Origin of the sequence: Pseudomonas sp. CFBP 8772, assembly GCF_014841665.1 — a bacterium.
GTDB classification, from domain to species: Bacteria; Pseudomonadota; Gammaproteobacteria; order Pseudomonadales; family Pseudomonadaceae; genus Aquipseudomonas; species Aquipseudomonas graminis_B.
In genome coordinates this window covers 151,785-177,198 of sequence record NZ_JACYUI010000011.1, presented here as the reverse complement: position 1 = coordinate 177,198, position 25,414 = coordinate 151,785, and the positions used below count along the sequence as shown (strand labels likewise).

The 25,414-nt window shown below is 62.0% G+C and carries 23 protein-coding genes; 11 read left to right on the top strand and 12 right to left on the bottom strand.

Translation table 11 applies throughout. The annotated features are described in order from the left end of the window. Positions 1-109: 109 nt before the first annotated feature. On the bottom strand, positions 110-922 hold the full coding sequence (locus IFT99_RS20775; RefSeq protein WP_244657039.1) for a substrate-binding periplasmic protein: 813 nt from the start codon (positions 920-922) through the stop codon (positions 110-112). Between the two features lie 441 nt (positions 923-1,363). On the opposite strand from IFT99_RS20775, the gene IFT99_RS20770 reads away from it, so the two are divergent. Further along, on the top strand, positions 1,364-1,906 hold the full coding sequence (locus tag IFT99_RS20770; protein WP_065986231.1) for an exonuclease domain-containing protein: 543 nt from the start codon (positions 1,364-1,366) through the stop codon (positions 1,904-1,906). 90 nt (positions 1,907-1,996) lie between these two features. Further along, complete coding sequence (ppnP, locus tag IFT99_RS20765; RefSeq protein ID WP_065986230.1) at positions 1,997-2,284, top strand: pyrimidine/purine nucleoside phosphorylase; 288 nt, start codon at positions 1,997-1,999, stop codon at positions 2,282-2,284. 21 nt (positions 2,285-2,305) lie between these two features. Here the strand turns inward: ppnP and IFT99_RS20760 are convergent, their stop codons facing one another. Further along, complete coding sequence (locus tag IFT99_RS20760; protein ID WP_192134793.1) at positions 2,306-4,084, bottom strand: ABC transporter transmembrane domain-containing protein; 1,779 nt, start codon at positions 4,082-4,084, stop codon at positions 2,306-2,308. A 252-nt stretch (positions 4,085-4,336) separates the two neighbouring features. On the opposite strand from IFT99_RS20760, the gene IFT99_RS20755 reads away from it, so the two are divergent. Next, positions 4,337-4,513, top strand: a complete 177-nt coding sequence (locus IFT99_RS20755; protein ID WP_192134785.1) for a PA1571 family protein — start codon at positions 4,337-4,339, stop codon at positions 4,511-4,513. Between the two features lie 165 nt (positions 4,514-4,678). Continuing rightward, positions 4,679-5,659 (top strand): zeta toxin family protein, encoded by a 981-nt coding sequence (locus tag IFT99_RS20750; RefSeq protein WP_192134783.1) that lies wholly within the window; start codon positions 4,679-4,681, stop codon positions 5,657-5,659. 1 nt (position 5,660) lies between these two features. Here IFT99_RS20750 and pdxB read toward each other — a convergent pair whose 3' ends face one another. Together pdxB and tusA are read right to left on the bottom strand one after the other, a co-directional pair. Further along, positions 5,661-6,809 carry a 4-phosphoerythronate dehydrogenase PdxB gene (pdxB, locus tag IFT99_RS20745; protein ID WP_192134781.1) on the bottom strand — a complete coding sequence of 383 codons (1,149 nt, stop codon included), beginning with the start codon at positions 6,807-6,809 and terminating at the stop codon, positions 5,661-5,663. A gap of 88 nt (positions 6,810-6,897) precedes the next feature. Beyond that, positions 6,898-7,173: a sulfurtransferase TusA gene (gene tusA / locus IFT99_RS20740; protein ID WP_192134779.1), complete on the bottom strand. Its 276-nt coding sequence runs from the start codon at positions 7,171-7,173 to the stop codon at positions 6,898-6,900. Between the two features lie 249 nt (positions 7,174-7,422). Between tusA and IFT99_RS20735 the strand changes: the two genes are divergently transcribed. Genes IFT99_RS20735 through IFT99_RS20710 form a run of 6 tightly spaced genes read left to right on the top strand, consistent with a single transcriptional unit; the run spans position 7,423 to position 13,507 of the window. Then, on the top strand, positions 7,423-10,365 hold the full coding sequence (locus IFT99_RS20735; protein ID WP_192134777.1) for a monovalent cation/H+ antiporter subunit A: 2,943 nt from the start codon (positions 7,423-7,425) through the stop codon (positions 10,363-10,365). Beyond that, a complete protein-coding gene (locus tag IFT99_RS20730) occupies positions 10,365-10,709 on the top strand; it encodes a Na+/H+ antiporter subunit C (RefSeq protein ID WP_065986226.1) in 345 nt (114 codons plus the stop codon). The genes IFT99_RS20735 and IFT99_RS20730 overlap by 1 nt, the downstream gene beginning before the upstream one ends. Beyond that, positions 10,706-12,385, top strand: coding sequence for a monovalent cation/H+ antiporter subunit D (locus IFT99_RS20725; RefSeq protein WP_065986225.1), 1,680 nt, complete (start codon positions 10,706-10,708; stop codon positions 12,383-12,385). Before IFT99_RS20730 ends, IFT99_RS20725 begins: the two co-directional genes overlap by 4 nt. Then, entirely contained in the window at positions 12,382-12,870 is a 489-nt protein-coding gene (locus tag IFT99_RS20720) for a Na+/H+ antiporter subunit E (protein ID WP_065986224.1), read from the top strand. The genes IFT99_RS20725 and IFT99_RS20720 overlap by 4 nt, the downstream gene beginning before the upstream one ends. Beyond that, entirely contained in the window at positions 12,867-13,145 is a 279-nt protein-coding gene (locus IFT99_RS20715; RefSeq protein ID WP_065986223.1) for a K+/H+ antiporter subunit F, read from the top strand. The genes IFT99_RS20720 and IFT99_RS20715 overlap by 4 nt, the downstream gene beginning before the upstream one ends. Next, the gene (locus IFT99_RS20710; protein WP_065986222.1) at positions 13,142-13,507 is read left to right on the top strand and encodes a Na+/H+ antiporter subunit G; all 366 of its coding nucleotides are present in this window, start codon (positions 13,142-13,144) and stop codon (positions 13,505-13,507) included. Before IFT99_RS20715 ends, IFT99_RS20710 begins: the two co-directional genes overlap by 4 nt. Positions 13,508-13,614: 107 nt before the next feature. Here the strand turns inward: IFT99_RS20710 and IFT99_RS20705 are convergent, their stop codons facing one another. Next, complete coding sequence (locus IFT99_RS20705) at positions 13,615-14,082, bottom strand: hypothetical protein (RefSeq protein WP_192134775.1); 468 nt, start codon at positions 14,080-14,082, stop codon at positions 13,615-13,617. Between the two features lie 1,373 nt (positions 14,083-15,455). Here IFT99_RS20705 and IFT99_RS20700 point away from each other — a divergent pair. Next, positions 15,456-15,692, top strand: coding sequence for a DUF2789 family protein (locus IFT99_RS20700; RefSeq protein WP_192134773.1), 237 nt, complete (start codon positions 15,456-15,458; stop codon positions 15,690-15,692). Between the two features lie 94 nt (positions 15,693-15,786). Here the strand turns inward: IFT99_RS20700 and IFT99_RS20695 are convergent, their stop codons facing one another. The 7 genes from IFT99_RS20695 to IFT99_RS20665 form a co-directional block, all read right to left on the bottom strand. After that, positions 15,787-17,250: a T6SS phospholipase effector Tle1-like catalytic domain-containing protein gene (locus tag IFT99_RS20695; protein ID WP_192134771.1), complete on the bottom strand. Its 1,464-nt coding sequence runs from the start codon at positions 17,248-17,250 to the stop codon at positions 15,787-15,789. 273 nt (positions 17,251-17,523) lie between these two features. Then, on the bottom strand, positions 17,524-18,627 hold the full coding sequence (locus IFT99_RS20690; protein ID WP_446731150.1) for a methyl-accepting chemotaxis protein: 1,104 nt from the start codon (positions 18,625-18,627) through the stop codon (positions 17,524-17,526). Between the two features lie 703 nt (positions 18,628-19,330). Then, positions 19,331-19,735 carry a TraR/DksA family transcriptional regulator gene (locus IFT99_RS20685; protein WP_065986217.1) on the bottom strand — a complete coding sequence of 135 codons (405 nt, stop codon included), beginning with the start codon at positions 19,733-19,735 and terminating at the stop codon, positions 19,331-19,333. Between the two features lie 349 nt (positions 19,736-20,084). Continuing rightward, positions 20,085-21,107 carry an ABC transporter permease gene (locus tag IFT99_RS20680; RefSeq protein WP_065986264.1) on the bottom strand — a complete coding sequence of 341 codons (1,023 nt, stop codon included), beginning with the start codon at positions 21,105-21,107 and terminating at the stop codon, positions 20,085-20,087. A gap of 95 nt (positions 21,108-21,202) precedes the next feature. Continuing rightward, positions 21,203-22,765: a sugar ABC transporter ATP-binding protein gene (locus IFT99_RS20675; protein WP_065986216.1), complete on the bottom strand. Its 1,563-nt coding sequence runs from the start codon at positions 22,763-22,765 to the stop codon at positions 21,203-21,205. A gap of 85 nt (positions 22,766-22,850) precedes the next feature. Next, positions 22,851-23,777, bottom strand: a complete 927-nt coding sequence (locus IFT99_RS20670) for a sugar ABC transporter substrate-binding protein (RefSeq protein ID WP_065986215.1) — start codon at positions 23,775-23,777, stop codon at positions 22,851-22,853. A 536-nt stretch (positions 23,778-24,313) separates the two neighbouring features. Continuing rightward, positions 24,314-25,333, bottom strand: coding sequence for a Gfo/Idh/MocA family protein (locus tag IFT99_RS20665; protein WP_192134767.1), 1,020 nt, complete (start codon positions 25,331-25,333; stop codon positions 24,314-24,316). Positions 25,334-25,414: the final 81 nt, after the last annotated feature.

Sequence of the window (25,414 nt, the reverse complement as noted above, 5' to 3'; positions counted from 1 at the left end):
CCCGCCAAACGATACGGTTAAAGCCCATTGCGGGAGCACGCTGCCAGCGCTCCCGCATCGCGCCCCCCCTCTGGCGCCGCGCTTCCTCCGCCGGTAATAGGTGCCCTCGTCAGTCCCCCTCCTTCCTGTCGCCCAACGCCACCGCGCGACGGGTGGACTGCGGTGTCACCGCGATTCGAAACGGCTGAAAGATTTTGAACATCTCCCCGTTCTCCCGGAGCTGCCGCAGCAGTTCGCTGAAGCGTTCGCCGCTGATGGGCGCATCCGGACGCAACAACGCGTAGTGGCGATAGACCTGATCCACCCGGTCCGAGATCAGAAACTGATCGGCGTCCTGCGGGTTGTTCGACATGAACGTGCTCAGGTAGGAGCGCGTCACCAGGGCGATGTCCGCACGGTCACGCAGCACCATCAGCAAGTTGCTGTCGTGGGAATAGGTCAGCGTGGCGTTGTAGTTGTCGGCAAGAAATTTAGGGTCGGGGTCGAACCCCGCGAACGCATAGTGATAGCCGCTGAACAGCGCAAGGCGCTTGCCATGCAGCTCATCGAAATAGGTCTGGGTCCTGCCCTTCAAGCGATGGGCCACAAACACTTCGGCGTCTTCGAGGCCCATATCGACCGCTTCGTGGGGAATGCCTTTCCAGCCCCAGTCGGGGTTTTCGAAAATGGCCATATCGAAGCGTGCCTGCTGGAAATCGCGAAACCGGCGCGGGATGGACGTGGGCACCGCTTCGAAGCGGTATTCGGTCTGCATCGCGTTCAGTGCGCTGATCATCTGCGGCAGCAGCCCGGTGTCTTCGCCGCGCTCGGGACGAATCGTATACGGCGGGAAATGCGCTGCACCAATGCGCACGATCTGGGTCGCACCGACCTGCCAGGCCCACAGCGTTGTGGTCGTGAAGAGCAGGGTTTTAAAAACCATCCGCATCGGCGTGGATATCAAGAAAAGGCACCTCAGGCGAAACGGAGTACGTAAGCTATGCGTTCGCGATCAATTAGACAACGGTCAAACGGAAGCTAAATCGCCTCTGTCGTTCCAACTCTCGCCCTCCTTGCGCCTTGCTGCCCCCTTTCCCTTTTAGCCCACATCCCGGCTGAAGCTGTCCTTGTCCTGTGCATTATCGACCGCGCAGCGCTTTATGTGAGGACCAATGCGCCTGCAATTTATGCCGAGGGATGGGGGCCAGGCAAGCGCTGTCCCGGCCATATGCAAGTCAGGCGCTACAAAAGACGCTGGCCCGGCAAACCTTCCTGCCCGCCGCGAGTCCCAATCATGGATCATCTGCGCCGGCAGTTGGACGTAAGGGCCGTGATGTGGCTACGCTCCAGGGCGCTGCCGCAGGTTATGAGACAGGAGTTCGAAATGCCCTACTGGCTGGTGATAGACCTGGAGGCCACCACCGAAGAGGGCGGGTGGCCGGTGGCGGAAATGGAAATCATCGAAATCGGTGCGTCGCTGGTCAATCAGGACGGGCGCGAAATCGACCATTTCGAACGTTACGTGCGGCCCATGCGCCGGCCGTTGCTCACGCCCTTCTGCCGCGAGCTGACGCACATTCGGCAGAGCGTCATCGACAGCGCCTTGACGCTGCCCGCCGTATGGCCACAGTTCGAACGCTGGATCGCCCAACACCGCGAGCGACTGGTGGCCTGGACCAGTTGGGGCGATTACGACCGCCAGCAACTGCAACAGGATTGGCATCAGCACCGGCTCGCCAGCGAACTCGCCACCCTGCCCCACATCAACCTGAAACAACGCTTCGCCAAAGCCCGTCACCTGCAAAAGCCCTGCGGCCTGAACACCGCGCTGCAACTGGCGGGAATGCATTTCAACGGCCAGCAGCACCGGGCGTTGTCAGACGCGCGCAATACCGCACGGTTGTTACCGCTGGTGATTCCCGGCTAGGGCGTGACGCATTTATCAAAGCGGATGACGGCCTTTTATACGTTCGGCATACTGTCCGGCCCTTTCCAGCCCTTCCCAAGGAATTCAGCCATGTTCAAGGTCAACGAGTATTTCGACGGTACCGTCAAATCCATCGCCTTCAAGCAAGCAGCAGGCGACGCGACCATCGGCGTCATGGCTCCCGGAAAATACAACTTCGGCACCGGCGACCGGGAAATCATGCACGTGATCTCAGGCGAGCTGAAAGTGCTGCTGCCGGGCGCCAATGATTGGGAAACCTTCAAAGCCGGCACGGATTTCAAGATCCCGGCGAACGTCAAATTCGACGTCGAAGCCACCGAAGAAACCGCCTACCTCTGCGAATACCGCAAAGACTGATACGCAGATTCAGGCCGGCGCTCAGCCGGCCTGCTCCACCCCGGCATTGAACTGCAAGGCTGCCAGCCGCGCGTACAGCGGGTTGCTGGCAATCAGCTCGCGGTGGGTTCCCACCGCGACCAATCTCCCCTGATCCATGACAGCAATTCGGTCTGCGTTCTGCACCGTCGCCAGTCGGTGGGCGATCACCAGGGTCGTGCGGCCCTTCATCAACGTTGGCAACGCCTGCTGAATCAGGTACTCGCTCTGGGCATCCAGTGCGCTGGTGGCCTCGTCGAGCAACAGAATCGGCGCATCGGCCAGCAAAGCCCGGGCGATCGCCAACCGCTGACGCTGCCCGCCCGACAAGCCCATGCCGCCGTCACCCAGATGCGTCTGATAACCCTGGGGCAGCAGTTGAATGAACTCATGGGCATGGGCAATCCGCGCCGCGGCCTCCACCTGCTCGACACTCGCCGCCGGGTTGCCGTAGCGAATGTTGTCCTCCACCGAGCCGAAAAACAGCGCAGGCGTCTGCGACACCCAGGCGAAGCACCGGCGCAGGTCCAGGGGATCAAGGCGCTCGGCGGGGATGCCTTCAATCAACACGCGGCCCTGTTGCGGGTCATAGAAGCGCAACAGCAGGTCGAACAAGGTCGACTTGCCCGCGCCCGAAGGCCCGACCAGCGCCAGGGTTTCCCCCGCTTCGACGCTCAGGCTCAAGCCGTCTACGGCATTGCGTTCCGGGCGCGAGGGGTAGGCGAAACTGAGGTTTTCCAGCGCCAGGCGACCGCTGATGCGCTCGGGCAGCGTGAGCAGATCACTGGCGGGCGCGGTGATTTCACTGCGCGCCTGCAGCAACTCGCTGATCCGCTCTGCCGCGCCCGCCGCCCGTTGCATTTCCCCGATCACCTCGCTGACGGTGCCGAACGCGCTGCCGACGATCAGGCTGTAGAACACGAACGCTGCCAGCTCGCCCCCGGAGATGCGGCCGGCAATCACGTCCATCCCGCCGACCCAGAGCATCACACCCACCGCGCCCAGCACCAGCACGATCACCAGAGTAATCAGCCACGAGCGCTGCAGAATACGCTTGCGTGCCGTCTCGAAGGCGCCTTCGGCGGTCTGCGCGAAACGCTGTCGATCCTGCTCCTGATGGTTATAGGCCTGGACGGTTTTGATCTGCCCAAGGGCCTCGGACACGTAGCTGCCGACATCCGCCACGCGGTCCTGGCTCTCCCGCGACAGGCTGCGCACACGCCGCCCGAAAATCAGAATCGGCGCGATCACCAGCGGCAATGCCACGACGACGATGCTGGTGAGCTTGGGGTTGGTGAAGAACAGCAGGATGATTCCGCCAATGACCATCAGCGCGTTGCGCAGGAACATCGACAGCGACGAGCCGATCACCGATTGCAGCAGCGTGGTGTCGGCGGTCAGGCGCGACTGGATTTCCGAGCTGCGGTTGTTCTCATAGAAGCCCGGGTGGAGGCTGACCAGATGGTCGAACACCTGCTTGCGCAGATCGGCGAGCACCCGTTCGCCGATCCAGGAGACCAGATAAAACCGCGCGAAGGTGCCGATAGCGAGGGCGACCACCAGCCCCATGAACAGGCCGATGGTTTCATTGAGCAGCGTCGGCGAACGGGTCATGAACCCCTGATCGACCATCAGCCGGATGCCTTGCCCCATCGACAGCGTGATGCCGGCGGTGACCACCAGCGCGAGCAACGCGCCGAGGGCTTGCTTGCGGTACGGGGCGATCATGCGCAAGGCAAGACGAATGGCATGCCGCTGACGCCCGGAAAAAACTGAAGCCATGGAGAACACTCGCAAGACGAATCAGTCGCAGAGCGTACACCTCCCTCCCCGCGCACGCTCGTCAGCTTTCGCTGAACTCTGCGCGCCGTCGTCAGTCATGGATTGTTCTCACGCCCTGCGTGCATGGGCCTTGCACACCGCCTTCCCCGACGACTCGCGACCGCGACGCAGATCGGCCGCAGCAGGTGTCACGGCGCAGTCACGCGGGCGTGGCTACTATGAACGCGCAACCCCCTGATGAGGAGACAGCCCATGAGCTTGCAAAGCAGCAGCAATCAAGAACCCGTGTTCCGCCCGCAACCTGAGCTGCAACTGGGCGGCGCGATTCTCGACAGAAACGGGCAGGAAATCCTGATCACTGAAGAAATGGTTCAGGCTGCCTGTCAGGAATACGAGAAGTACTGGGTGCAGCCCGAAAAACAAGATTGATGCACAGATCTGCTTGAAACCCGGCCATGGCGCCGGGTTTTTTATGGGCGCGATAAACATTCTGCAATACACAGCGCGTTTATTCCGTTGCCCATCGGCGGGCACTCCGATTACGTCCTTGGGACTTTCAACAGTCAATCCGACTCAACTCAAGGAAGACCTGCCATGACCGACACTCACTACGCCTACACACCAAAAGAACTGGATGCCGTATTTGAGGCAGTTGTGAACACCATCTTCGATGTACCGAAGGACATTGCAGACGATGGGCAGCCCGCCCCGAAAATTCTGGTGGTCGCCGGCGTACAAGGGTCCGGCAAGACCTACATGCTGAACAACACGCTGCTCAAGATTCCCGGATACGGCAACTACGTGCATCTTTATCAGGAGTATTTTCGCGAGCTGCACCCGCGCTATGCCGAGTTCGCCGATCAGGACGTGACCCGCCGCTACAAGCACACTGAAACCTTCATCTGGGAGCTGTGCAGCCGCATCTTTGCTTATGCCCACAGCAACACGTTCAACATCGTGATGGAAACCGCGCTGGACACCAAAGCCTTCGCCACGGTGATCTCGGGCCAGGCACTGGCCGCCTACCAGTTCGACGTTCACCTGATTGGCTGCAAGAAGGATTTCGTGCACCTTTCAACCATCAGGCGCGCCTTCAACGCGCTGGAAGCCGGGACCCTCGAGCGTTTTGTCGATATCGCCACCATCGAGACGAGCATCGAGAACGCCGAGGTCATTCTCAATGCGTTCGAGGAGGCTTGCATGAGGGTGAGCGGCTCCACCATCACCCTGTACGAGCGCGGCTTCGGTGAGCTCAAAGACCGCAAAAAAATCTGCAGCAGCCGCTGTGATCGAGTCGACTCGCTGACCCCGTACGTGTTCACCAATGAACAAGGCACAGAAATCACGTTGCAGGAACAGGTGCACCGGATCGAACGCAGCGAAGCGTTACCCACCCCCTGCAGCTTTGCCAGCTTCATCGCGCTGATCCAAGCCCCTGTCTCAGGCGCTGAAGATCGCCTGGAAGCCTGGCAAGAGGCCTACACCGCACTCCCGAGAATGCGCCAATTCTGGCAGCACGTTCCGCCCCGCCTGCCCGAGACACTCTGGTCTTACATCAAAAAATACAGCGAGTGACTCACGCGGTGACAACGGTGGCGCCCAAGGCCTCGACGATCTGACTCAACGTCGTCGACTCACCGTTGAGGCGAACCCGCAGGCTGTCGATTTCCCGGCGGGGCGGATAATGCTTGCGCAGGGCATCGAAGGCCAGGCGCTGGCTCTGGGCATCCCCCACCAGACTGCGGCGGAAATCCGCGTCATCGCGGCGCGGATCGTACACGCCGCGACACAACGTGTTCAGCGCCCAGACCGGGTCCGTGGCGGCATCCAGCGTGACCTCGGCCAGCCACGGCTTGGGCAGCAGATCTTCAAGACGGATGCTCGCCGGTTGCTCAAGGTGCGCGCACAGGGCCTGATAGATTTGCGCCGTGCCGCGCTGCCTGCCGTCGAGGCTGTAACCGGCGATGTGGGGCGTGCCGATGACGCACAGCTCGGCCAGCTCGACGTCGACCGCCGGTTCCTGCTCCCAGACATCCAGCACCGCTTGCAGGTCTTCGCGCTCCAGCAACACTTGGCGCAAGGCGGTGTTGTCGACCACCGGGCCACGCGCCGCGTTGATCAGCCAGGCGCCGGGCTTGAGCTGTTGCAAGCGGGTGCGGTCGAACAGGTGCCAGGTGGGCGTGTCGCCGGTTTTATCCAGCGGTGTGTGCAGGCTGATCACATCGCAGCGGGCAATGATCTCGTCGAGGCTGACGTAATCGCCGCCCTCGCTGGCCTGACGCGGCGGGTCGCAGACCAGGACGTTCCAGCCCAGGCCGCGCAACACCCTGATCAAGCGACCGCCGACCTGCCCCGCGCCGACCACGCCGTAGGTGCGACTAGCGAGGCCGACGCCTTCGATTTCCTCGAGGGTCAGCAGGCTGCCCAGCACGTAGTCCACCACGCCGCGGGCATTGCAGCCCGGGGCGCTGGACCATTGAATGCCGGCTTCTTTGAAGTAATCGAGGTCGAGGTGATCGGTGCCAATGGTGCAGGTCCCGACGAATCGTACGGGCGTGCCTTCGAGCAAGGCGCGGTCGACCCGGGTCACCGAGCGCACCAGCAGGATATCGGCATCGGCGACGGCGGCACGGTCAAGGGTGCGGCCCGGGTAACGCTGGATATCACCGAGTCCGGCGAAAAAGGCGTCGAGCAGGGGAATGTTTTCGTCGGCAACTATGCGCATGTCAGGGCTCCTGGAGTGGCCGCAGTGTAGGCGCCAGCGCCCTGTCGAGCCAGCGTGATGCGCAACGCGTCAGCGAGCAGGTCGCAAATCAGTCGAGTTTCTTGCGGATCCAGTACAGAAACTCGCCGTCGCCCGCCTGTTTATCCACCAGTTCGTGGCCGAGGAAGACACAGAATTTCGGGATATCCCGCTGGGTGGACGGATCGGTGGCGATCACCTTGAGCAGGCCGCCGGGCGGCAGGTCGCGCACCTTCTGGTGCAGCATCATGACCGGCTCGGGGCAATTGAGGCCGGTGGCGTCGAGCACGGCATCGACGGCGGGCCTTTCAATGGAATCAGACAGGGGGGCGATCGAATCAGACATGAGGGGGCTCCGGAAACAGGCCGGCATTGTCGCCTAATCGGTACATGCCGCCAATCGGCACTTTGCCTCGGCCCCTTCGCGAGCAAGCTCGCTCCCACAATAGGGCAGATAGCCGCCAACCTTACGCGACACAGACTGTCAACTACGCTGCTGCCTACAAACTTTGTAGGATTCTGCGACATCTTGGCGTTTGGTCATCCCGGACCCGGCACGTATGATCCTTGACATTTCTCCGCAGATTAGAAGCCTATGTCCCTGATAGTTCTACTGCTTCTGCCTTTCATCGGCAGCTGTCTGGCGGCGCTTTTGCCGCACAACGCACGCAACAGTGAATCCCTCCTCGCCGGCCTGATCGCCTTGATCGGCGCGGTGCAGGTCGCACTGTGGTATCCGCAGATCGCCCACGGCGGGGTCATCCGAGAAGAGTTTTTCTGGCTGCCCAGCCTGGGCCTGAACTTCGTCCTGCGCCTGGACGGTTTTGCCTGGCTGTTCTCGATGCTGGTGCTGGGAATCGGCGCGCTGGTGTCGCTGTATGCGCGTTATTACATGTCGCCGGACGACCCGGTGCCGCGCTTCTTCTCGTTTTTTCTGGCGTTCATGGGCGCCATGCTCGGACTGGTCATGTCCGGCAACCTTATTCAGATCGTGTTTTTCTGGGAGCTGACCAGCGTCTTCTCGTTCCTGCTGATCGGCTATTGGCACCACCGCGCCGACGCCCGACGCGGCGCTTACATGGCGCTGATGGTCACCGGCGCGGGCGGCCTTGCGCTGCTGGTGGGGATGCTGCTGCTCGGGCACGTCGTCGGCAGTTATGACCTGGATCGCGTGCTGGCTTCAGGCGATGCGATTCGCGCCCACGCGCTGTACCCCGTGCTGTTGACGCTGATCCTGATCGGCGCGCTGAGCAAGAGCGCGCAATTCCCCTTCCACTTCTGGCTGCCCCACGCCATGGCGGCCCCGACACCGGTGTCGGCGTATCTGCACTCGGCGACCATGGTCAAGGCCGGGGTGTTCCTGCTCGCGCGCCTGTGGCCATCGCTGTCGGGCAGTGAGCAGTGGTTCTGGATGGTCAGCGGCGCCGGTGCCTGCACGCTGGTGATCGGCGCTTACTCGGCCATCTTTCAGAACGACCTCAAGGGCCTGCTGGCCTATTCCACCATCAGTCACTTGGGGCTGATCACCCTGCTGCTGGGCCTGAACAGTCCACTGGCCGCCGTCGCGGCGGTGTTTCACATCCTCAACCACGCCACGTTCAAGGCCTCGCTGTTCATGGCGGCGGGGATCATCGACCACGAAAGCGGCACCCGCGACATCCGCAAACTCAGCGGGCTGATCAAGCTGATGCCCTACACCGCGACGCTGGCCATGGTCGCCAGCGCATCAATGGCGGGGGTGCCGCTGCTGAATGGCTTCCTGTCCAAGGAAATGTTCTTCGCAGAAACGGTGTTCATCACCTCCACCGACTGGGTCGAGATTGCCCTGCCGGTGATCGCCACGATCGCCGGAATCTTCAGCGTGGCGTATTCGCTGCGCTTTACCGTCGACGTGTTCTTCGGCCCTAAAGCCACGCGCCTGCCTCACACGCCCCACGAGCCGCCGCGCTGGATGCGCCTGCCGGTGGAGCTGTTGGTGCTGGCGTGCCTGATCGTCGGCATTTTTCCCACGCACTCCGTTGGCCCGTTGCTGGCCGCTGCGGCACAGCCGGTGGTGGGGGGTGAACTCCCCGAGTACAGCCTGGCGATCTGGCACGGGTTGAACGCGCCGATGATCATGAGCCTGATCGCCATGGCGGCTGGCATCGTTCTGTACCTGCTGCTGCGCGGCCCGATCAAGCGCAAACAGGTCAATGGCCCGCCGCTGATGTGGCGCCTGAACGGCAAGCGCATGTTCGAGCGCGTGCTGGTGTGGAAGATGCGCGGCGCCCGCCGACTGATGAGGCTGCTGACCACACGTCGTTTGCAGCCGCAGCTGTTTCTGATGGTGCTGGCCGCGCTGGTCGCCGGTTTCGTGCCGATGTACGAAAGCGGACTGAGCTGGGGCGATCGACCGAAGATCCCGGGTTCCGGCGTGTTTGTGATGCTCTGGTTGATCGCCATTGCCTGCGCCATCGGCGCCGCCTGGCAAGCCAAGTACCACCGTCTGGCGGCCGTGACCATGGTCAGCGTCTGCGGGTTGATGACCTGCGTGACCTTCGTCTGGTTTTCCGCGCCGGACCTGGCACTGACCCAACTGGCGGTGGAAGTCGTCACCACGGTGTTGATCCTGCTCGGCCTGCGCTGGCTGCCGCGACGTAACGAAAACGTGCCACCACCGTCCCAGGCGCGACGCCGGGCCAAGGTGCGGCGGATCCGCGACTTCGTCCTCGCCGTGGCGGTGGGTGGCGGCATGGCGGTGTTGTCCTACGCGATGCTGACGCGGCCGACGCCGAACGCCATTTCCGAGTTTTACCTGAGCCGTGCCCTGGCCCAGGGCGGCGGCACCAATGCGGTCAACGTCATGCTCGTGGACTTCCGTGGCTTCGACACCTTTGGCGAAATCACCGTGCTGGCCGTGGTGGCGCTGACGGTCTTTGCCCTGCTGCGGCGCTTCCGCCCGCCGAAAGAAAGCATCGCTCTGCCGGCGCAACAGCGCTTGCTGGCCCGTGACGTGGTCACCGATCTGGTCAATCCGCGTCACGCCGCCGATACCGCACTGGGCTTCATGATGGTGCCGGCGGTGCTGGTGCGCCTGCTGTTGCCGGTGGCTTTTGTGGTCTCGATGTACCTGTTCATGCGCGGGCATAACCAGCCGGGCGGCGGTTTCGTGGCCGGGCTGGTCATGTCGGTGGCGTTCATCCTGCAATACATGGTGGCCGGCACCCAGTGGGTCGAGGCCAACATGAGCCTGCGGCCGTTGCGCTGGATGGGCACCGGGCTGTTCTTCGCGCTGGCCACGGGTCTGGGCTCGATGGCCCTCGGTTATCCGTTCATGACCACCCACACCGCGCATGTGGTCCTGCCGATACTGGGTGACCTGCACATCGCCAGCGCGCTGTTTTTCGACATCGGCGTGTACGCGGTGGTGGTCGGCTCGACCCTGTTGATCCTCACGGCGCTGGCTCACCAGTCGGTGCGCAGCCATCGCCCGACCTCGCTGCCGCAGCCCATTGAACCGGTCCCGGCCGACAGTCCGATTTCACAAGGAGCCATCTAATGGAAGAAGTCATCGCCATTGCCATCGGCGTGCTTGCCGCCTCCGGCGTGTGGCTGATCCTGCGTCCAAGGACCTTTCAGGTCGTGATGGGCCTGTGCCTGCTGTCCTACGGCGTCAATCTGTTTATCTTCAGCATGGGCAGCCTGTTCATCGGCAAGGAGCCGATCATCAAGGACGGCGTGCCCCAGGACCTGCTCAATTACACCGATCCCCTGCCCCAGGCGCTGGTGCTGACGGCCATCGTCATCAGCTTCGCCATGACTGCGCTGTTCCTGGTGGTGCTGCTGGCGTCGCGCGGTCTGACCGGCAACGACCACGTCGACGGCCGGGAGCTGGGTGAATGAGTGTGATGAATCAACTGATCGTCGCACCGATCCTGCTGCCGGTGCTAACCGCTGCGCTGGTGCTGTGGCTCGGCGAGAAACACCGCCCGCTGAAAGCGCGGATCAACCTGTTCTCCACCGGACTCGGCCTGGCGATCGCCATCACGCTGATGATCTGGGTGCAGAAGACCGGCACCACCGGCTCCATTGGCGTGTACTTGCCGGGCAACTGGGAGGCGCCGTTCGGCATCGTGCTGGTGGTCGATCACCTGTCGGCGCTGATGCTGGTGCTGACCGGCATCGTCGCCTTCTGCGCCCTGCTCTTCGCCCTGGCCCGTTGGGACCGCGCCGGCGCCAGTTTCCACGCGCTATTTCAGATTCAACTGATGGGGTTGTATGGCGCCTTTCTTACTGCCGACCTGTTCAACCTGTTCGTGTTCTTCGAGGTTTTGCTGGCGGCATCTTATGGCCTGATGCTGCACGGCTCGGGGCGGGCGCGGGTGTCGGCGGGCCTGCATTACATCACAATCAACCTGCTGGCTTCGTCGTTGTTTCTGATTGGCGCGGCGCTGATTTACGGCGTCACCGGTACGCTGAACCTGGCCGACCTGGCGGTGAAAATTCCTCAGGTGCCGGAGGGCGATCTGGGCTTGCTGCACGCGGGCGCGGCCATTCTGGCAGTGGCGTTTCTGGCCAAGGCCGGCATGTGGCCGCTGAATTTCTGGCTGGTGCCGGCGTATTCCGCCGCCAGCGCACCGGTGGCGGCGCTGTTCGCGATCATGACCAAGGTCGGTTTCTACACGCTGCTGCGGCTGTGGACGCTGCTGTTTTCCGGTCAGGCCGGCGCGTCGGCGTTCTTCGGCGGGGACTGGCTGATCTGGGGGGGCATGGCCACCGTGACCGTGGCGGCGATTTCAGTGGTGGCCGCCCAGCGCCTGGAGCGCATGGCCAGTCTGAGCATTTTGGTGTCGGCGGGGATCCTGCTCTCGGCGGTCGGTTTCGCGCAGCCGAGCCTGACCGCAGGCGCACTGTTTTATCTGGTCAGCTCGACCCTGGCGCTCAGCGCGATGTTCCTGCTGGCGGAGTTGATCGAACGCTCACGCTCGGCCAATGACATCGCCCTCGACGAGGACGCCGACCAGTTGCCCAAGGCGCTGGAGTCGTTGCACCCGGTGCCGGGGACCAATCTGGATGACGAGCAGAAAGCCGTGGTCGGCCACGTCATCCCCTGGACCATGGCGTTTCTGGGCCTGAGTTTCATTGCCTGCGCGCTGTTGATCATCGGCATGCCGCCGCTGTCGGGTTTTCTCGGCAAGCTGACGCTGATCAGCGCCCTGCTCAATCCGCTGGGCCTTGATGTGGCGAAGGCCGAAGCCATTCGCGGCGACAGTTGGACGCTGGTGGCACTGCTGATTATTTCCGGACTGACGTCGCTGTTTGCCTTCGTGCGGGTCGGCATCAAACGCTTCTGGACGCCCCAGGAACATGCGGCGCCACTGCTGCGGCTCAACGAATGCCTGCCGATCGCCTTGCTGGTGGGCTGCGCCATCGTGCTGACGTTCAAGGCCCAGGCGCTGTTGCATTACACCCAGGACACCGCCCAGGCGCTGCATGACCCGCAGCAATACGTGCTCTCAGTCAAGGCAGCCAGGCCGATACCGGGGCCCGCTTCGGCAGCGGCGGAGGTGCAGCCATGAAGCGCCTGTTTCCCGCGCCACTGTTGTCGCTGTCGCTGTGGGGGTTGTGGCTGTTGCTGAACCTGTCGCTGAGCCCGGGCAATCTGCTGCTGGGGGCCCTGCTCGGCTTTTTCGCGCCCTACATCTTCGCGCCGTTGCGCCCTTCGCCCGCGCGAATCCGCAAACCCGGCGCCGCACTGCGCTTGTTCTTGCTGGTGGGCCGCGATGTGGTGGTGTCCAATCTGGCCGTCGCCTGGGGCGTACTGCGCGCGGGCCGCCGTCCACCGCGCTCGGCCTTCGTCAAGGTGCCGCTGGACCTGCACGACGCCCACGGCCTCGCGGCGCTGGCGATGATCTGCACGGTGGTGCCGGGCACGGTCTGGTCTGAACTGGCGCTGGATCGCAGCGTGCTGCTGATGCATGTGTTCGATCTGGACGACGAAGCGGCCTTCATCGAGCACTTCAAGAGCACGTACGAACGGCCACTGATGGAGATTTTCCAATGAGCGCCCTGCTCACAAACGCGATTCTGTTTACGCTGTCGGTGTTCACCCTCGCCATGGTCCTGACCTTGATCCGCCTGTTCAAAGGCCCGTCGGCCCAGGACCGGGTGCTGGCGCTGGACTACCTGTACATCCTGGCGATGCTGATGATGCTGGTGCTGGGGATTCGCTACGCCAGTGACACCTACTTCGAGGCGGCGCTGCTGATCGCACTGTTCGGCTTCGTCGGCTCATTTGCGCTGGCCAAATTTCTGTTGCGCGGCGAGGTGATCGAATGAATTCGTTGCAGGTTCTGCCGTTCTGGGTCGAAGTGCTGACCGCCGTCCTGCTGGTGCTGAGCAGCCTGTTCGGGCTGATCGGCGCGCTGGGTCTGTTGCGCATGAAAGACTTTTTTCAGCGCATGCACCCGCCCGCCTTGGCGTCGACCCTCGGCGCGTGGTGCGTGGCGCTGGCGTCCATCGTCTACTTCTCGGCCCTGAAGGAAGGTCCCGTGCTGCACGCGTGGCTGATCCCGATCCTGCTCGCCATCACCGTGCCGGTCACCACCTTGCTGCTGGCGCGCACCGGACTGTTTCGCAAGCGCATGGCCGGTGACGACGTGCCACCTGAAGTCAGCGACGGCAGACAGCAAGGGCATTGATGCTGTGCCATTGGCGATAGCCGGGCGCACGCATGCCCGCCACCCATCGCTTGTGGCGTGGGGGGATGTGGGCGCGTTCCGTGTGCAGGTGTGTTGAAGCGCGGTGCTTACTCGCTGGCTTTGAACGTCAGCTCGCCCTTGCGCCATTTCGCGGCTTTGGCGGTGGCGGCTTTGAGGACCTTGCTCAGGCCGGACTCAATCTGCTCGTGGGCGGCGAACACCATGAAGATGCTGTGGGACTCTTTGAACACGATGCCCTGGCCTTCAGGCACTTCGACAAACGCGTATTCGCCCAGACCATAGATGGTCATCCTGATGTCGCGAAAGCGGATTTCGAACTTGCCGCCTTCGCGGCTGGGCAATACCGCGGCACGGAAGTGGTCACCCACTTTCAGCTCCAGACCGGGTTTGTCATCGACCACCAGTGCGGTGTCGGTGTCGATCTCCGACATGTAAATGCCTTCAGGGGATTGTTCGATGACGTAAACGAATCGCGCCTGGAATAGCTTCACCAACTTCGCGCGCACGTCGCCGAGCACGAATAACGCGTGGGTATCCAGATTACCTACTGCCAATGTACAAACTCCCAACCAGATAGGAACTCGCCCGGACAGCGGACCGGGCGAGAAAAAAACGAGAAATGGTGCGTCCTGAAGCCGGACGCTGGCGTGGGTACGGATTCTACCGGCAGTCAGTCTATACGGGCTATATCCCTTTCGTCCGCTGCGATGACGTTTTTGCCGCCATACGATGTTTCGGTGGGACTGGCCCGACACGGCAAGACGCCATCGGATGTGTGAGTGGGGTGGCTTCACCCCAGTAAAGAGCCATGCGATTTTTTTAGCGGGACCGGCTTCAGCCGGGAAAAGGCCTGATCGGGCAACCTCATTTTCGCGGTGTGACACCTGACGCCTTCCCGGCTAAAGCCAGTCCTACTAAAAGCGCGTGGTGTGTCAGTGGGGCTGGTTCACACCATTAAACAGCCATACGATGTTTTCGTAGGACCGGCTTCAGCCGGGAAGAGGCCTGATCGGGCAACCTCATTTTCGCGGTGTGACACCTGACGCCTTCCCGGCTAAAGCCAGTCCTACTAATAGCGCGCGGTGCGTCAGCGGGATTGGTTCACTCCAATAAAGAGCCATACGATGTTTTCGTAGGACCGGCTTCAGCCGGGAAGAGGCCTGATTGGGCACCCTCAATTCTGCGGTGTGACACCTGACGCCTTCCCGGCTAAAGCCGGTCCTACTAATAGCGCGTGGTGTGTCAGTGAGATTGGTTCACCCCTTCAAACAGCCATACGATGTTTTCGTAGGACCGGCTTCAGCCGGGAAGAGGCCTGATTGGGCACCCTCAATTCTGCGGTGTGCCACCTGACGCTTTCCCGGCTAAAGCCGGTCCTACTAATAGCGCGTGGTGTGTCAGTTGCGATTTTGTTTTAGTGGGACCGGCTTCAGCCGGGAAGAGGCCTGATTGGGCACCCTCAATTCTGCGGTGTGACACCAGACGCTTTCCCGGCTAAAGCCAGTCCTACTAAAAGCGCGTGGTGTGTCAGTTGCGATTTTGTTTTAGTGGGACCGGCTTCAGCCGGGAAGAGGCCTGATTGAACACCCTCAATTCTGCGGTGTGACACCTGACGCTTTCCCGGCTAAAGCCAGTCCTACTAAAAGCGCGCGGTGCGTCAGCGGGATTGGTTCACTCCAATAAACAGCAATGCGATGTTTTAGTGGGACCGGCTTTAGCCGGGAAGAGGCCTGATTGAACACCCTCAATTTCGCGGTGTGCCACCTGACGCTTTCCCGGCTAAAGCCAGTCCTACTAAAAGCGCGCGGTGTGTCGGCGGCTCTTCAGGCAATCAGTTAGAACTCTTGCCTGCCGCGCGTACTCCCATGCAGCAGAAGGTTACTCACTGACACGCCAATCCGGGTCCTTGACCCGTTCGGGAGAAAAAATGGAAATCATGACGCCGTCGCTTGAAATGCTGTTCGAACAACTGGGGCTGGAGTCCGATCAGGCCAGCATCGACGCATTTGTCGCCGCGCACCAACTGCCGGAAGGTCAGAAGGTCTCCGAAGCCGATTTCTGGACGGAGAATCAAGCCGGACTGCTCAAGGAAAAAATTCAACTGGATGACGATTGGGCGCCCATCGTTGACGAGCTGAATGTGTTGCTGCACACGCCGACCTGACCCGGCGCACGTGTGAAAAAGGCGGCCCTTCGAGGCCGCCATTTTTTTTGCCTGATCCGCCATTATCGTGCCCCAACCCCTCAAGGCAGCCCGGTCACTGTGGATAACCGGGCTGGCCGACATTGGAAAACATCTGCCGCCCATTCCGCGCAGGCGCGTGCACAAAAAGACCATCCACCAGCGCATCGCGTCGGGCGTTGTTCCAGTGCGCCGAGCGATGGATGTAGCGCTGATGCAACAGCGTCAGCTCGGCGTCGTTCAGCACCCCGCCCTCTCCTTTTGCATGGCTGATCAGCTTGGCGGCGATGGGACGCAATTCTGGTGGCAGGGTGATTTCTGCGGAATCACGGATCGGCAAAAACGGCACACCTTCGTCACTCGCCAGGGTGTGCATGAGCCGCAGGTAAACGTGGGCAAGGTGGTTGTAGACGCGGCGTTCCAGCGTCACCGTCGCGACCACCGTTTTGACCCCGCGTGAGCTGCTGGCAAACCGCTCGAAACATTCAACACCCAGCGAAGCGCTCTCATCGGTGGGGTCGAGCAGACGCCTGGCGTCGAGGGTGGAAAGCTCGGCATGGGCCTGCAGCCAGGCGTCCGTTTCGTCGTAGGGCGTGTTGACGCAAACCAGGCTGCGGCGTGGCCGGAACAGCGACACCTTCTCGACTTCCTGGGGCTGGTAACCGCCGCCGATGTCCGAATGGCTGCCGGGCAGCACGATTTCCCGGGGCCAGTCGGGCTTGACGCTGTTTAGGACGAAGTTGCGCCGATGCTCATCGCCGGCCACCAGATGCAGCACCTGCTGCGCGCACCCGGGCGGCAGAAACAGATTGACCCGTTTATTGACCGCATCCCGAACGCTGCCCAGATCGGCGATCCCACCGACGGCGGCCACGGTGTCGAACAGCCCGATAACCTTCAACCGTACGCTGCCGCTGGCCCATGAGAAGCTGTCCGACAGCGGCAGTTTGCGCGGGTCCAGAACCGGGTCCAGCGCGCCCCGGGATTTTTTCAGCACTTCGTTGGCCAGATGCCGGGCCGAGGCCGCACCCCGACTGAAGCCAAACACGTCCAGTTCCACCGCACCGATGACACAACCCGGATTATCGCTTTCAAACATCTGAAGTTCGTCGGCGAGTTTTTTGATTCCCCGCGACACTTTCGCCACCACGCCGGTGGTGCCGCGACCAAAGCCCTGGCCCGACACGCGTGAATCGCGCCCGCCAGAGGTAGTGCCAACGCCGCTGACATACACCGCACCATATACATACAGGCCGTCGGCTTTAATGATCGCCTTGCGCTGTTGCTTATATAAGCCGGCCAGTCTCGCGATATTGGTGGGGCTGTTGCTGTAACTGCTGCCGGGGTCAGTGTGTCGGCCACCACATTCTTTTATATGCACGCCGCCGTAGACTTCCGCCATGGCCTGGCAGTCGGCGCCTATCTGGCTATTGACGCGATTATTACCGGTCCCGTCGAAGAACACACCGAGGCGAACGGTGACTTCCGGCGCGTCGGTGCGGGAATCGGCCGACGCGTGAGTGATAGTTTTCTTTGTCATTTGATTCATCCGTGAGTACTGACATGAGTCCCGAACAGGCATTTACATATTCGGACATATACTCACAGGATGATCGCAGTTAACGTCCCGTCAACCGATGGAACTGCACTTCAGACGCTTCCTACTTCAATATCGGACGTTTAAATAATTGAAGGGCCTTAGTCTCACAACTAACGCTCCGCGAAGAGCTGCAAGCTTCAAGCGGCAAGCCACAAGACGCCCGATCACTGCTCACTGCTCTTCACTTGAAGCTTGTCGCTTGCAACTCAGTCCTCAGCTTTTCTCCGGCCTATAGCCCAGTCGCAGCCCGCCCCAATGCCGGCCCTTGACCATGACAGGCACGGAAAGATCGTGCATCAGTTCGCCGGTATCGCGGGTGTAGGTCTGCAACAGAACCGGCTGCTGGTGACTGCCGCAGCGAATCCCGGTGCGGTCGTCGAACTTGCGCTTAGTGCGGTTGTTGACCGCGTCGACTGCCGTGTCGCCCGTCAAAGGTCGGCTGAACGCCTTATTGTGGGTCGGCACGTAGCCTTGCTGGGTGCAGGCGATGGCGAACACCAGCCCCTCATGACGGGTCAGCAGCGGTTCCTGAATCGCCGGCAGCGTCTGGTCGGTGTAGCGGTCGAAGCGCGTCTGGTACTTGGCCGGCGAGGTGTTGGCGATGGGCTGATAGGTGCGGTCGAACAGATCGGTCAGGCTGACCCGGCCCTGATCGATGTCCTCTTCGAACGTGGCGGCGATCTGGCTGGCGCCTTCGCGGGCGAGGTCGTAAATGCGCTGGTGATAGTCATCCAGACCGACCTGGGCCAGGCGTTCGCTGATGGTTTCCGCCTGCTCCTCCATCTGCAACGCCGATTGCGCCAGACGCCGGGTCTGGTCATCGCTGACGGCCAGGTCGCTGCGCATTTGCTCGACGGCCACGAACAGGCTGCTCAATTGCGCCTGATTGGTCTGGGCGCCCCGCGCGATCTCACCCACTTGCTGCTCTACACCAACCGCCAGCTGAGCGATGCTCGCCAGTTGCTGACCGGTGGATTCGACCTGCGCCACGCCGCCACTCAGGTCGCCCGACAACTGCCGGATCTGCTCGACCACCTGACGGGTGCGCTGCTGGATATCAACGACCATCTCCCCGACTTCACTGGTCGCCGTCGCCGTACGCCCGGCCAGCCCGCGCACTTCATCGGCCACCACCGCAAAGCCACGGCCGTGTTCGCCGGCCCGCGCGGCTTCGATGGCGGCGTTGAGGGCGAGCAGATTGGTCTGGCTGGCGATGGACTGAATCACCGCCGTCACACGCTGAATGTCTTCGCTGCGCTGGCTGAGCGCTTCGATCAGTTCACGGCTGCTGTCGGCCCGCTCACTGAGTTGGTGCATCAGGCCGATGGAAGCGTTGAGGACGTTGAGCCCGGCGCCGCTGCTCTCCCGCGCCTGGCTGGCGGCCGTCAGCGCTTGCTGGCTGAGGGTCGACGTGGCGCGCTCGGTAGCGATCATCACATCGGCGCTGCTGACGATCTGCTCGGCCGCGTTGACCTGAGACTGCAGCTTGCCCGCCAGTTGCCTGACCGAAAACGCCACGGCCGCAGCAGACAACGCGTTGTGACTGGTGCTTCGGGACAGGTCCCGGGTCAGACGCGTCATGGTGTCTTCGCCCGCCTCTCCCGCCGCCACCGGCGTTCGGCCGGCGAACAGCGGCGGCAACCACAGAATCAACAGCGCGACGGGCAGGCACACGTAAACGGACACATGGCCCCACGCCATCGCCGCAAACAGCAGGCACAAGCCAAGGCTTTGCAGGGCGGGCGTCAGCCAGCGCGAACCGGTGACGACCTGACTGTCGACGGCCGCGTGCGCGGGGTGGGAGGGTGTTGCTGCGTGACGACCTTTCGCATCCATGTCCGGGACCTGCCCTGCTTTCATTATTGTGAAAGCATTAAACGCCCAAATAGCGGCCATGCGCCATGAGTCATTGGTGGTAGTCGGTCGGAATGTGCTGCGACGGGGGGCTATACAGTAGGCGGTTGAACGGTGCGCAAGGGAACGGCTCGACCACCCGTTGCGGGCGGTCGAACCCGATGGATCACGCCTGACGCTGGTGGCGGTCGATCTGCTCGTGACGTTCCTGAGCTTCGATGCAGTACTTGGTGGTCGGGCTGATCAGCAGGCGCTTGAGGCCAATCGGCTCGCCGCTGTCTTCACACCAGCCAAAGCTGTCGTCAGCGATGCGGCTCAAGGCCATTTCCAGCTGAGGCAGCATGCGCTGATCGCGGTCAATCACGTTCACCAGCCAGTGGCGCTCTTCTTCCACGGAAGCGGCGTCGGCAGGGTCAGCCGGGGTGTCCAGGCTTTCGATCGCGATACGGCTCTGCTCGATGCGCTCGTGGATTTCGACTTTCATGGCTTGCAACAGGCCGACGAAGAACGCGTGCTGCTCGGCGTTCATGTAGTCATCGGCCGGCATCGCCAGCAACTTTTCCTTGGTCATTGATTTCTCTATAAAAAAACGTGCATTAAGGCGATCTCAAAGGTGCGCCTCAACCTGGCATTAAACGCGCCGTAGTCTCGAAGCGCCGCTTGGCACTCAATTTACGAGGGGCGGCAGTCTAAGGCCGGGTTCGGTACTCGGCAACATAATTGATCAGGATTCGTCCAACAAGGGCCGCAATACCCGGTGGCATTGGGTCGCGCCGGGGATTTGATCGCACCCTTCACCCGGCCCAGGCGTCCTCGAAACGAGGCAGATGGTGTCTGACCGACCGTGGCGTGATCGGTTCAAACCGATGAAAAACGAAAAGGGCCTGCAATGAGGCCCTCTTTGATGACGCCTGAACGACTCAGCGCTTGAGCTTGCGCTTGTTGCGGTACTGATCGATGACCACGGCGACGACAATGATCAGGCCCTTGATGATGTCCTGCACGTAGGCATCGACGCCGACGAAGGTAAAGCCGCTGGCCATGACCCCGAGGATCAGCGCGCCGATGACCGTGCCGGTGATCCGCCCGACGCCACCGGCCAGGCTCGTGCCGCCGATCACCGCCGCCGCGATGGCGTCCAGCTCGTAGGAAACGCCCATGCCGGCCTGCCCGGTGGCCGCCCGTGCCGACGCCACCACCCCGGCCAGCCCGGCCAGCAGACCCGCGATGCTGTAGACGATCACCAGATGCCGCTTGACGTTGATTCCCGAGGTGCGCGCCGCCTGCATGTTGCCGCCGATGGCGTAGGTGTATTTGCCGTACTTGGTGTAGCGCAGGGCGATGTGAAAGATCACCGCGACGACCAGAAAGATGATCACCGGCATGGCGCCCTGGCCGATCGCGGTGTAGGAATCATTCAGCATGCTCACGGGCTGGCCGCCGGTGTAATAGCGCGCCAGCCCCCGCGCCGAGACCATCATGCCCAGCGTGGCAATGAACGGCGGGATGCCGGTGATGGCGATGATGCTGCCGTTGATCGCCCCGGCGAGCAGCCCCACCCCAAGGCCGGCGATGACGGGCGCCCACACCGGCAGATCGGTCAGCGACGGAAACACGGCGCGGGTGTAGTCCGACGATTGCGCCAGGCTGGCGGCAATCATCGCCGACAGCGCCAGCACCGAACCTGACGACAAGTCGATGCCGGTGGTGATGATGACCTGGGTCACGCCGATGGCCAGCAGGCCGATGATCGACACCTGCAGAATCATCAGCACCAGCCGCTGGGAATTCATCAGAAAGCTCTGATCGCGGACGATCCACCCGAACAACTCGAAGATCAGACCAATGCCGATCAGCACCAGAAAGATGCTCAGTTCGGTGGGCAGCCGGCGCTTGTGCTTGCGGGGCGCCAGAGCGGGTTTGTTTTCCAGCATCGCGTTCATCTTCATGTGTGCCTCTTGTTCTTGTGCGACCCGACTGGGGCAGTGTGACTGGGGCGTGGTGCAGTGCTTGAATCGGAGCGTCAATAGCCCGAGATTCAGTGGACCGGGTTTCCGGACGCCAGGTGCATGACCCGCTCCTGGGTGGCCTCGGCGCGGTCGAGGGTGCCCATCATTTCGCCTTCGTGCATGACCATGACCCGGTCGCTCATCCCCAGCACTTCCGGCAGTTCGGAAGAAATCATGATCACCGCCATGCCCTCGCTGGCGAGCAGGGAAATCAGCCGATAGATCTCGGCCTTGGCGCCGACGTCGATGCCGCGGGTGGGCTCATCGAGGATCAGCACCCGCGGGTTGGTCATCAGCCAGCGCGCCAGCAGCGCCTTCTGCTGATTGCCGCCGGACAGCGTGTCGATGCACTGCTCAAGGGACGGCGTCTTCACCCGCAGCTTTTTGCACATGTCTTCGCACAGCACGCGCAAGGCTTTCTGGTGGACAAAACCGTTGCCAGCGTAATGGGGCAGCACCGCCATCTCCATGTTTTCCAGCACCGACAGGCACGGAAACAGGCCGCTGAGCTTGCGGTCTTCGGTGAGCAACGCGAAGCCCTTCTCGATGGCGAAGTGCGGGTCGCTGACACGGATCGGCGTGCCGTCGAGGAGGATTTCCCCGCGCGTACTGGGGGTGATGCCGAAGATCGTTTCAGCGACATTGGTGCGCCCCGAGCCCATCAGCCCGGCGATGCCCAACACTTCGCCGGCGTGCAGGTCGAACGACACGCCTTCGAACACGCCGTTGAGCGACAGGTCGCGAACCGACAGCAGCAACTTGCCCACGGGCTGGTCGCGTTCGGGAAACAGCTGGGTGAGTTCACGGCCAACCATCATCGAAATCAGGCTGTCGCCGTTCATGCTGTCGGCCCGCTGCAGACCGATATAGGCGCCGTCCCGGAACACCGCCACCTCATCGGCGATGGCGAACACTTCGTTCATCTTGTGGGTGATGTAGATGATGCCCTTACCCTGGGCCCGCAGGTCGGCAATGATCGAAAACAGGTGGGCGACCTCCGTCTCGGTAATGGCGGAGGTCGGCTCGTCCATGATCAGTACGTCGGAGTCGTAGGAAACGGCCTTGGCGATCTCGACCATCTGACGCTCGGCGATGCTCAGGTTGCCGACCATCTCCTCTGGATCGAGGTTGATGCGCAGGCGTCCAAGCAATTCCGCCGTGCAGCGGTGCATCGCACGGTGGTCAACCATGTGCAGGCCGTTAAGCTGCTCACGGCCGATCCAGATGTTCTCGGCGATGCTCATGTGGGGCATCAGGTTGAGCTCCTGATGGATCATGGCAATGCCCGATTGCAGCGCCGCCAGTGGCGACTGAAACACCACCGGCTCGCCGCGCAGACGGATTTCGCCGCTGTCGGGCTGGTAGATGCCGGCAATGATTTTCATCAGCGTGGACTTGCCCGCGCCGTTCTCGCCCATCAGCGCCAGCACGCTGCCGGGCCGCACGCGCAGTTGCACGTTGTCCAGCGCCACCACCCCGGGGAAGCCCTTGCTGATGTTGGTGATTTCCAGCAGATAAGGGTGCTCGGCGTCGTTCGTCGTCCCGGAGACAGGCGAGAGGGTTGAAGCCGAAGCGGTTGTGGAAGCAAACATGGTCACAGGCTCCTCGGTTGACAGGGTCGGCAGAGGCACGGCCAGGCGGTGCTCTGCCGGGTGTCAGTCGGTCTGAGATGAGCGGTTATTTGAAGGTGTTGACGTTTTCCGGGGTGATCAGCTTGAAAGGAATCACGATGGCCTGTTCGGGCAGCGTTTCCTTCTTCGCCAATTTCACCGCCGCATCGATTGCGCCCTCGCCTTGCCCCTTGGCGTCCTGAAACACCGAGACCGAGAGGTCGCCTTTCTTGACCGCGCTCAGACCGTCCGGCGTGCCGTCGACACCGGCCACAAATACCTCACCTTTTTTGCCCGCCTGCTTCAGGGCCATGGCCGCACCGATGGCCATTTCGTCGTTGTTGGAGATGACCGCCTTGAAGTCGCGGCCCTGGGTCAGCCAGTCATTGGTGACGTCCATGCCTTTCTGCCGCTGCCAGGCGCCGGTCTGCTCCTGAGTGACCTTGATGTCGGGGTAGTTTTTCAGGACTTCCTTGACGCCCGCCGTGCGGTCGCGGGTCGAGTTATTGGCCAGCTCACCGAGCAAGATGACGACGTTGCCCTTGCCGTCCATTTTCTTGGCCAGGTATTCCATTTGCATGCGCCCGGCTTCCTTGTCGTCGGAGGTCACAGAGGCAACGCCTGCGGGCAGCTTCGGATCGTCCGGACGGCGGTTGACGTAGACCAGCGGAATGCCGGCATCCGTGGCAGCCTTGGTGATCTTCACGGTGGCTTCGGTGTCGACGGGGTTGACGATCAGTGCGTCAACCTTCTTGCCAATCAGCTCTTGCACCTGATCGAGCTGTTTGTTCACGTCATTGCGGCCATCGACAAACTGCAAATCGACGCCGCCCATGGCTTTGACTTTTTTGTCCATGTCCTCGCGCATGTAAGTCAGGTACGTGTCATCGAACTGCGACATGGACACGCCGATCTTCAGGTCGGCGGCCAGGGTGGCGCCGCTGCTCAGCATGAGGGCTAGAGCGAGTGAGGTGAAACGGAGCGGGGTATTCATGAACGGTCTTTCTCCAGATTCTTGTTGTTGTAATGACAGGGATGATGACGGCTGGAGGTACTGACACTCAGCGCGGAGCAGTGCACGCCGTGTCTGAAAGGTGCGCGACCGAACCACCCGATGCGCCGCATACCACAACGCCGCGGCGTTGGACGCAGAGCACATGGGCGATGGTTTCGAGGGCGGATTCGACAGCGGGGGCGGCGTTGATCAATATGTGGGAAACAGCGCGGGGAATAGCAGGAAGCGCGAGTAAGAAGGGGCGGCAAGCCTTGGCGGCTGATCTGAAGATATTCATTGGCGGTACCTGTCTGCGATTGGCTTTCTTGTTTTTGTGTCGCTCGTTCGGCCTGCTGCCGGGAGACCCGGCACCAGGCGCTGACGGCGATCGTCGGCAACCTGGAAATGACTCTATTGGAAAATAATTTCTACTTCAACAGCTTTTAGAATTAATTTCTATTTTCGGTTTGATGCGCCTCGTTCGGACAATCCGGTGGGTGCAGCGCACTCCCTCGCTAGACATCCGGGTGCACGTCCTACAGCACAACCACCCTGCCCTCCATCGCGCTGATCCTCGCGGCATCCAGCACGCGGGCCGAGGCAACCGCATTGTTTGCATCCACAGGATTACGTCCCTGATTCATCACCGCTTCCTGCCACTGCCGGTAAAACTCGGTCCAGCAGCCACGCTCCGACGGGACCCGCTCGCGGTGCTCGCCCTGCTCGAACCAACCCCAGCGTCGGTGTTCTTCCACGCCCCAGCGATCGCCTTCGGATCGGGGGGACAACCCGGCCAGTGCGGCAGCTTCCTGACCGTCGAGGCCCTCCACGGTATAGCAGCCCTGTGAACCGTTGACTCGAAAACGCGGGCCCTGGGCGTTTTGCAGGCAGTTGCCCCAGAGGTGCGAAACCACGCCGTTGGCATGGGTCAGTGAAATAAAGAAGCCGTGATCGACCTTTTGCTCCGGCGTCGCGAACTCAAGCTCGGCGTACACCCGCTTCACCGGCCCGAACAGCAGCAGTGCCTGATCCACCAGATGGCTGCCGAGATCGCGGAGAATGCCGCCGCCGCTTTCCTTGCCAACCGAGGACGGCGAATAGCGCTCGACCCGGGACTCGAAGCGGCTGATGTCGCCGAGAACGCCCTGATCGATCAGCTTGCGCACGGTGAGAAAATCCGAGTCCCAGCGTCGGTTCTGGTACACGCCCAGCAGCACGCCTCGGCGTTCGGCGGCGTCTACCAGTTCCTGGGCCGCCTGGGCATCCGGCGCGAACGGTTTGTCGCTGACGACCGGGACGCCGAGTTCGATGGCTTCGAGAATCAAGGCACGGCGGGAGGCCAGCGGCGTCGAGATCACCACCGCATCGACACCGGCCGCGACCAGATCGGCCAGGCTGTCGAAGGCCGGGACCTTGGGGTAATCGTTGCGCAGGTCCTGGCGGCGTTCCGGCGAACGGGTGACCACGCCGGCAAACGTCACGCCGGGCTGGCTGGCAATCAGCGGCGCGTGAAAGTAACGCCCGCCCTTGCCGTAGCCGATGAGTCCGATTTTCATGTGTAAGTCTCCTTGCTAACACCCTGTATCTGGCTCCTACAGGACAAGTATGTCTCTGCAGGATGAAAGCGTTCTCACGGT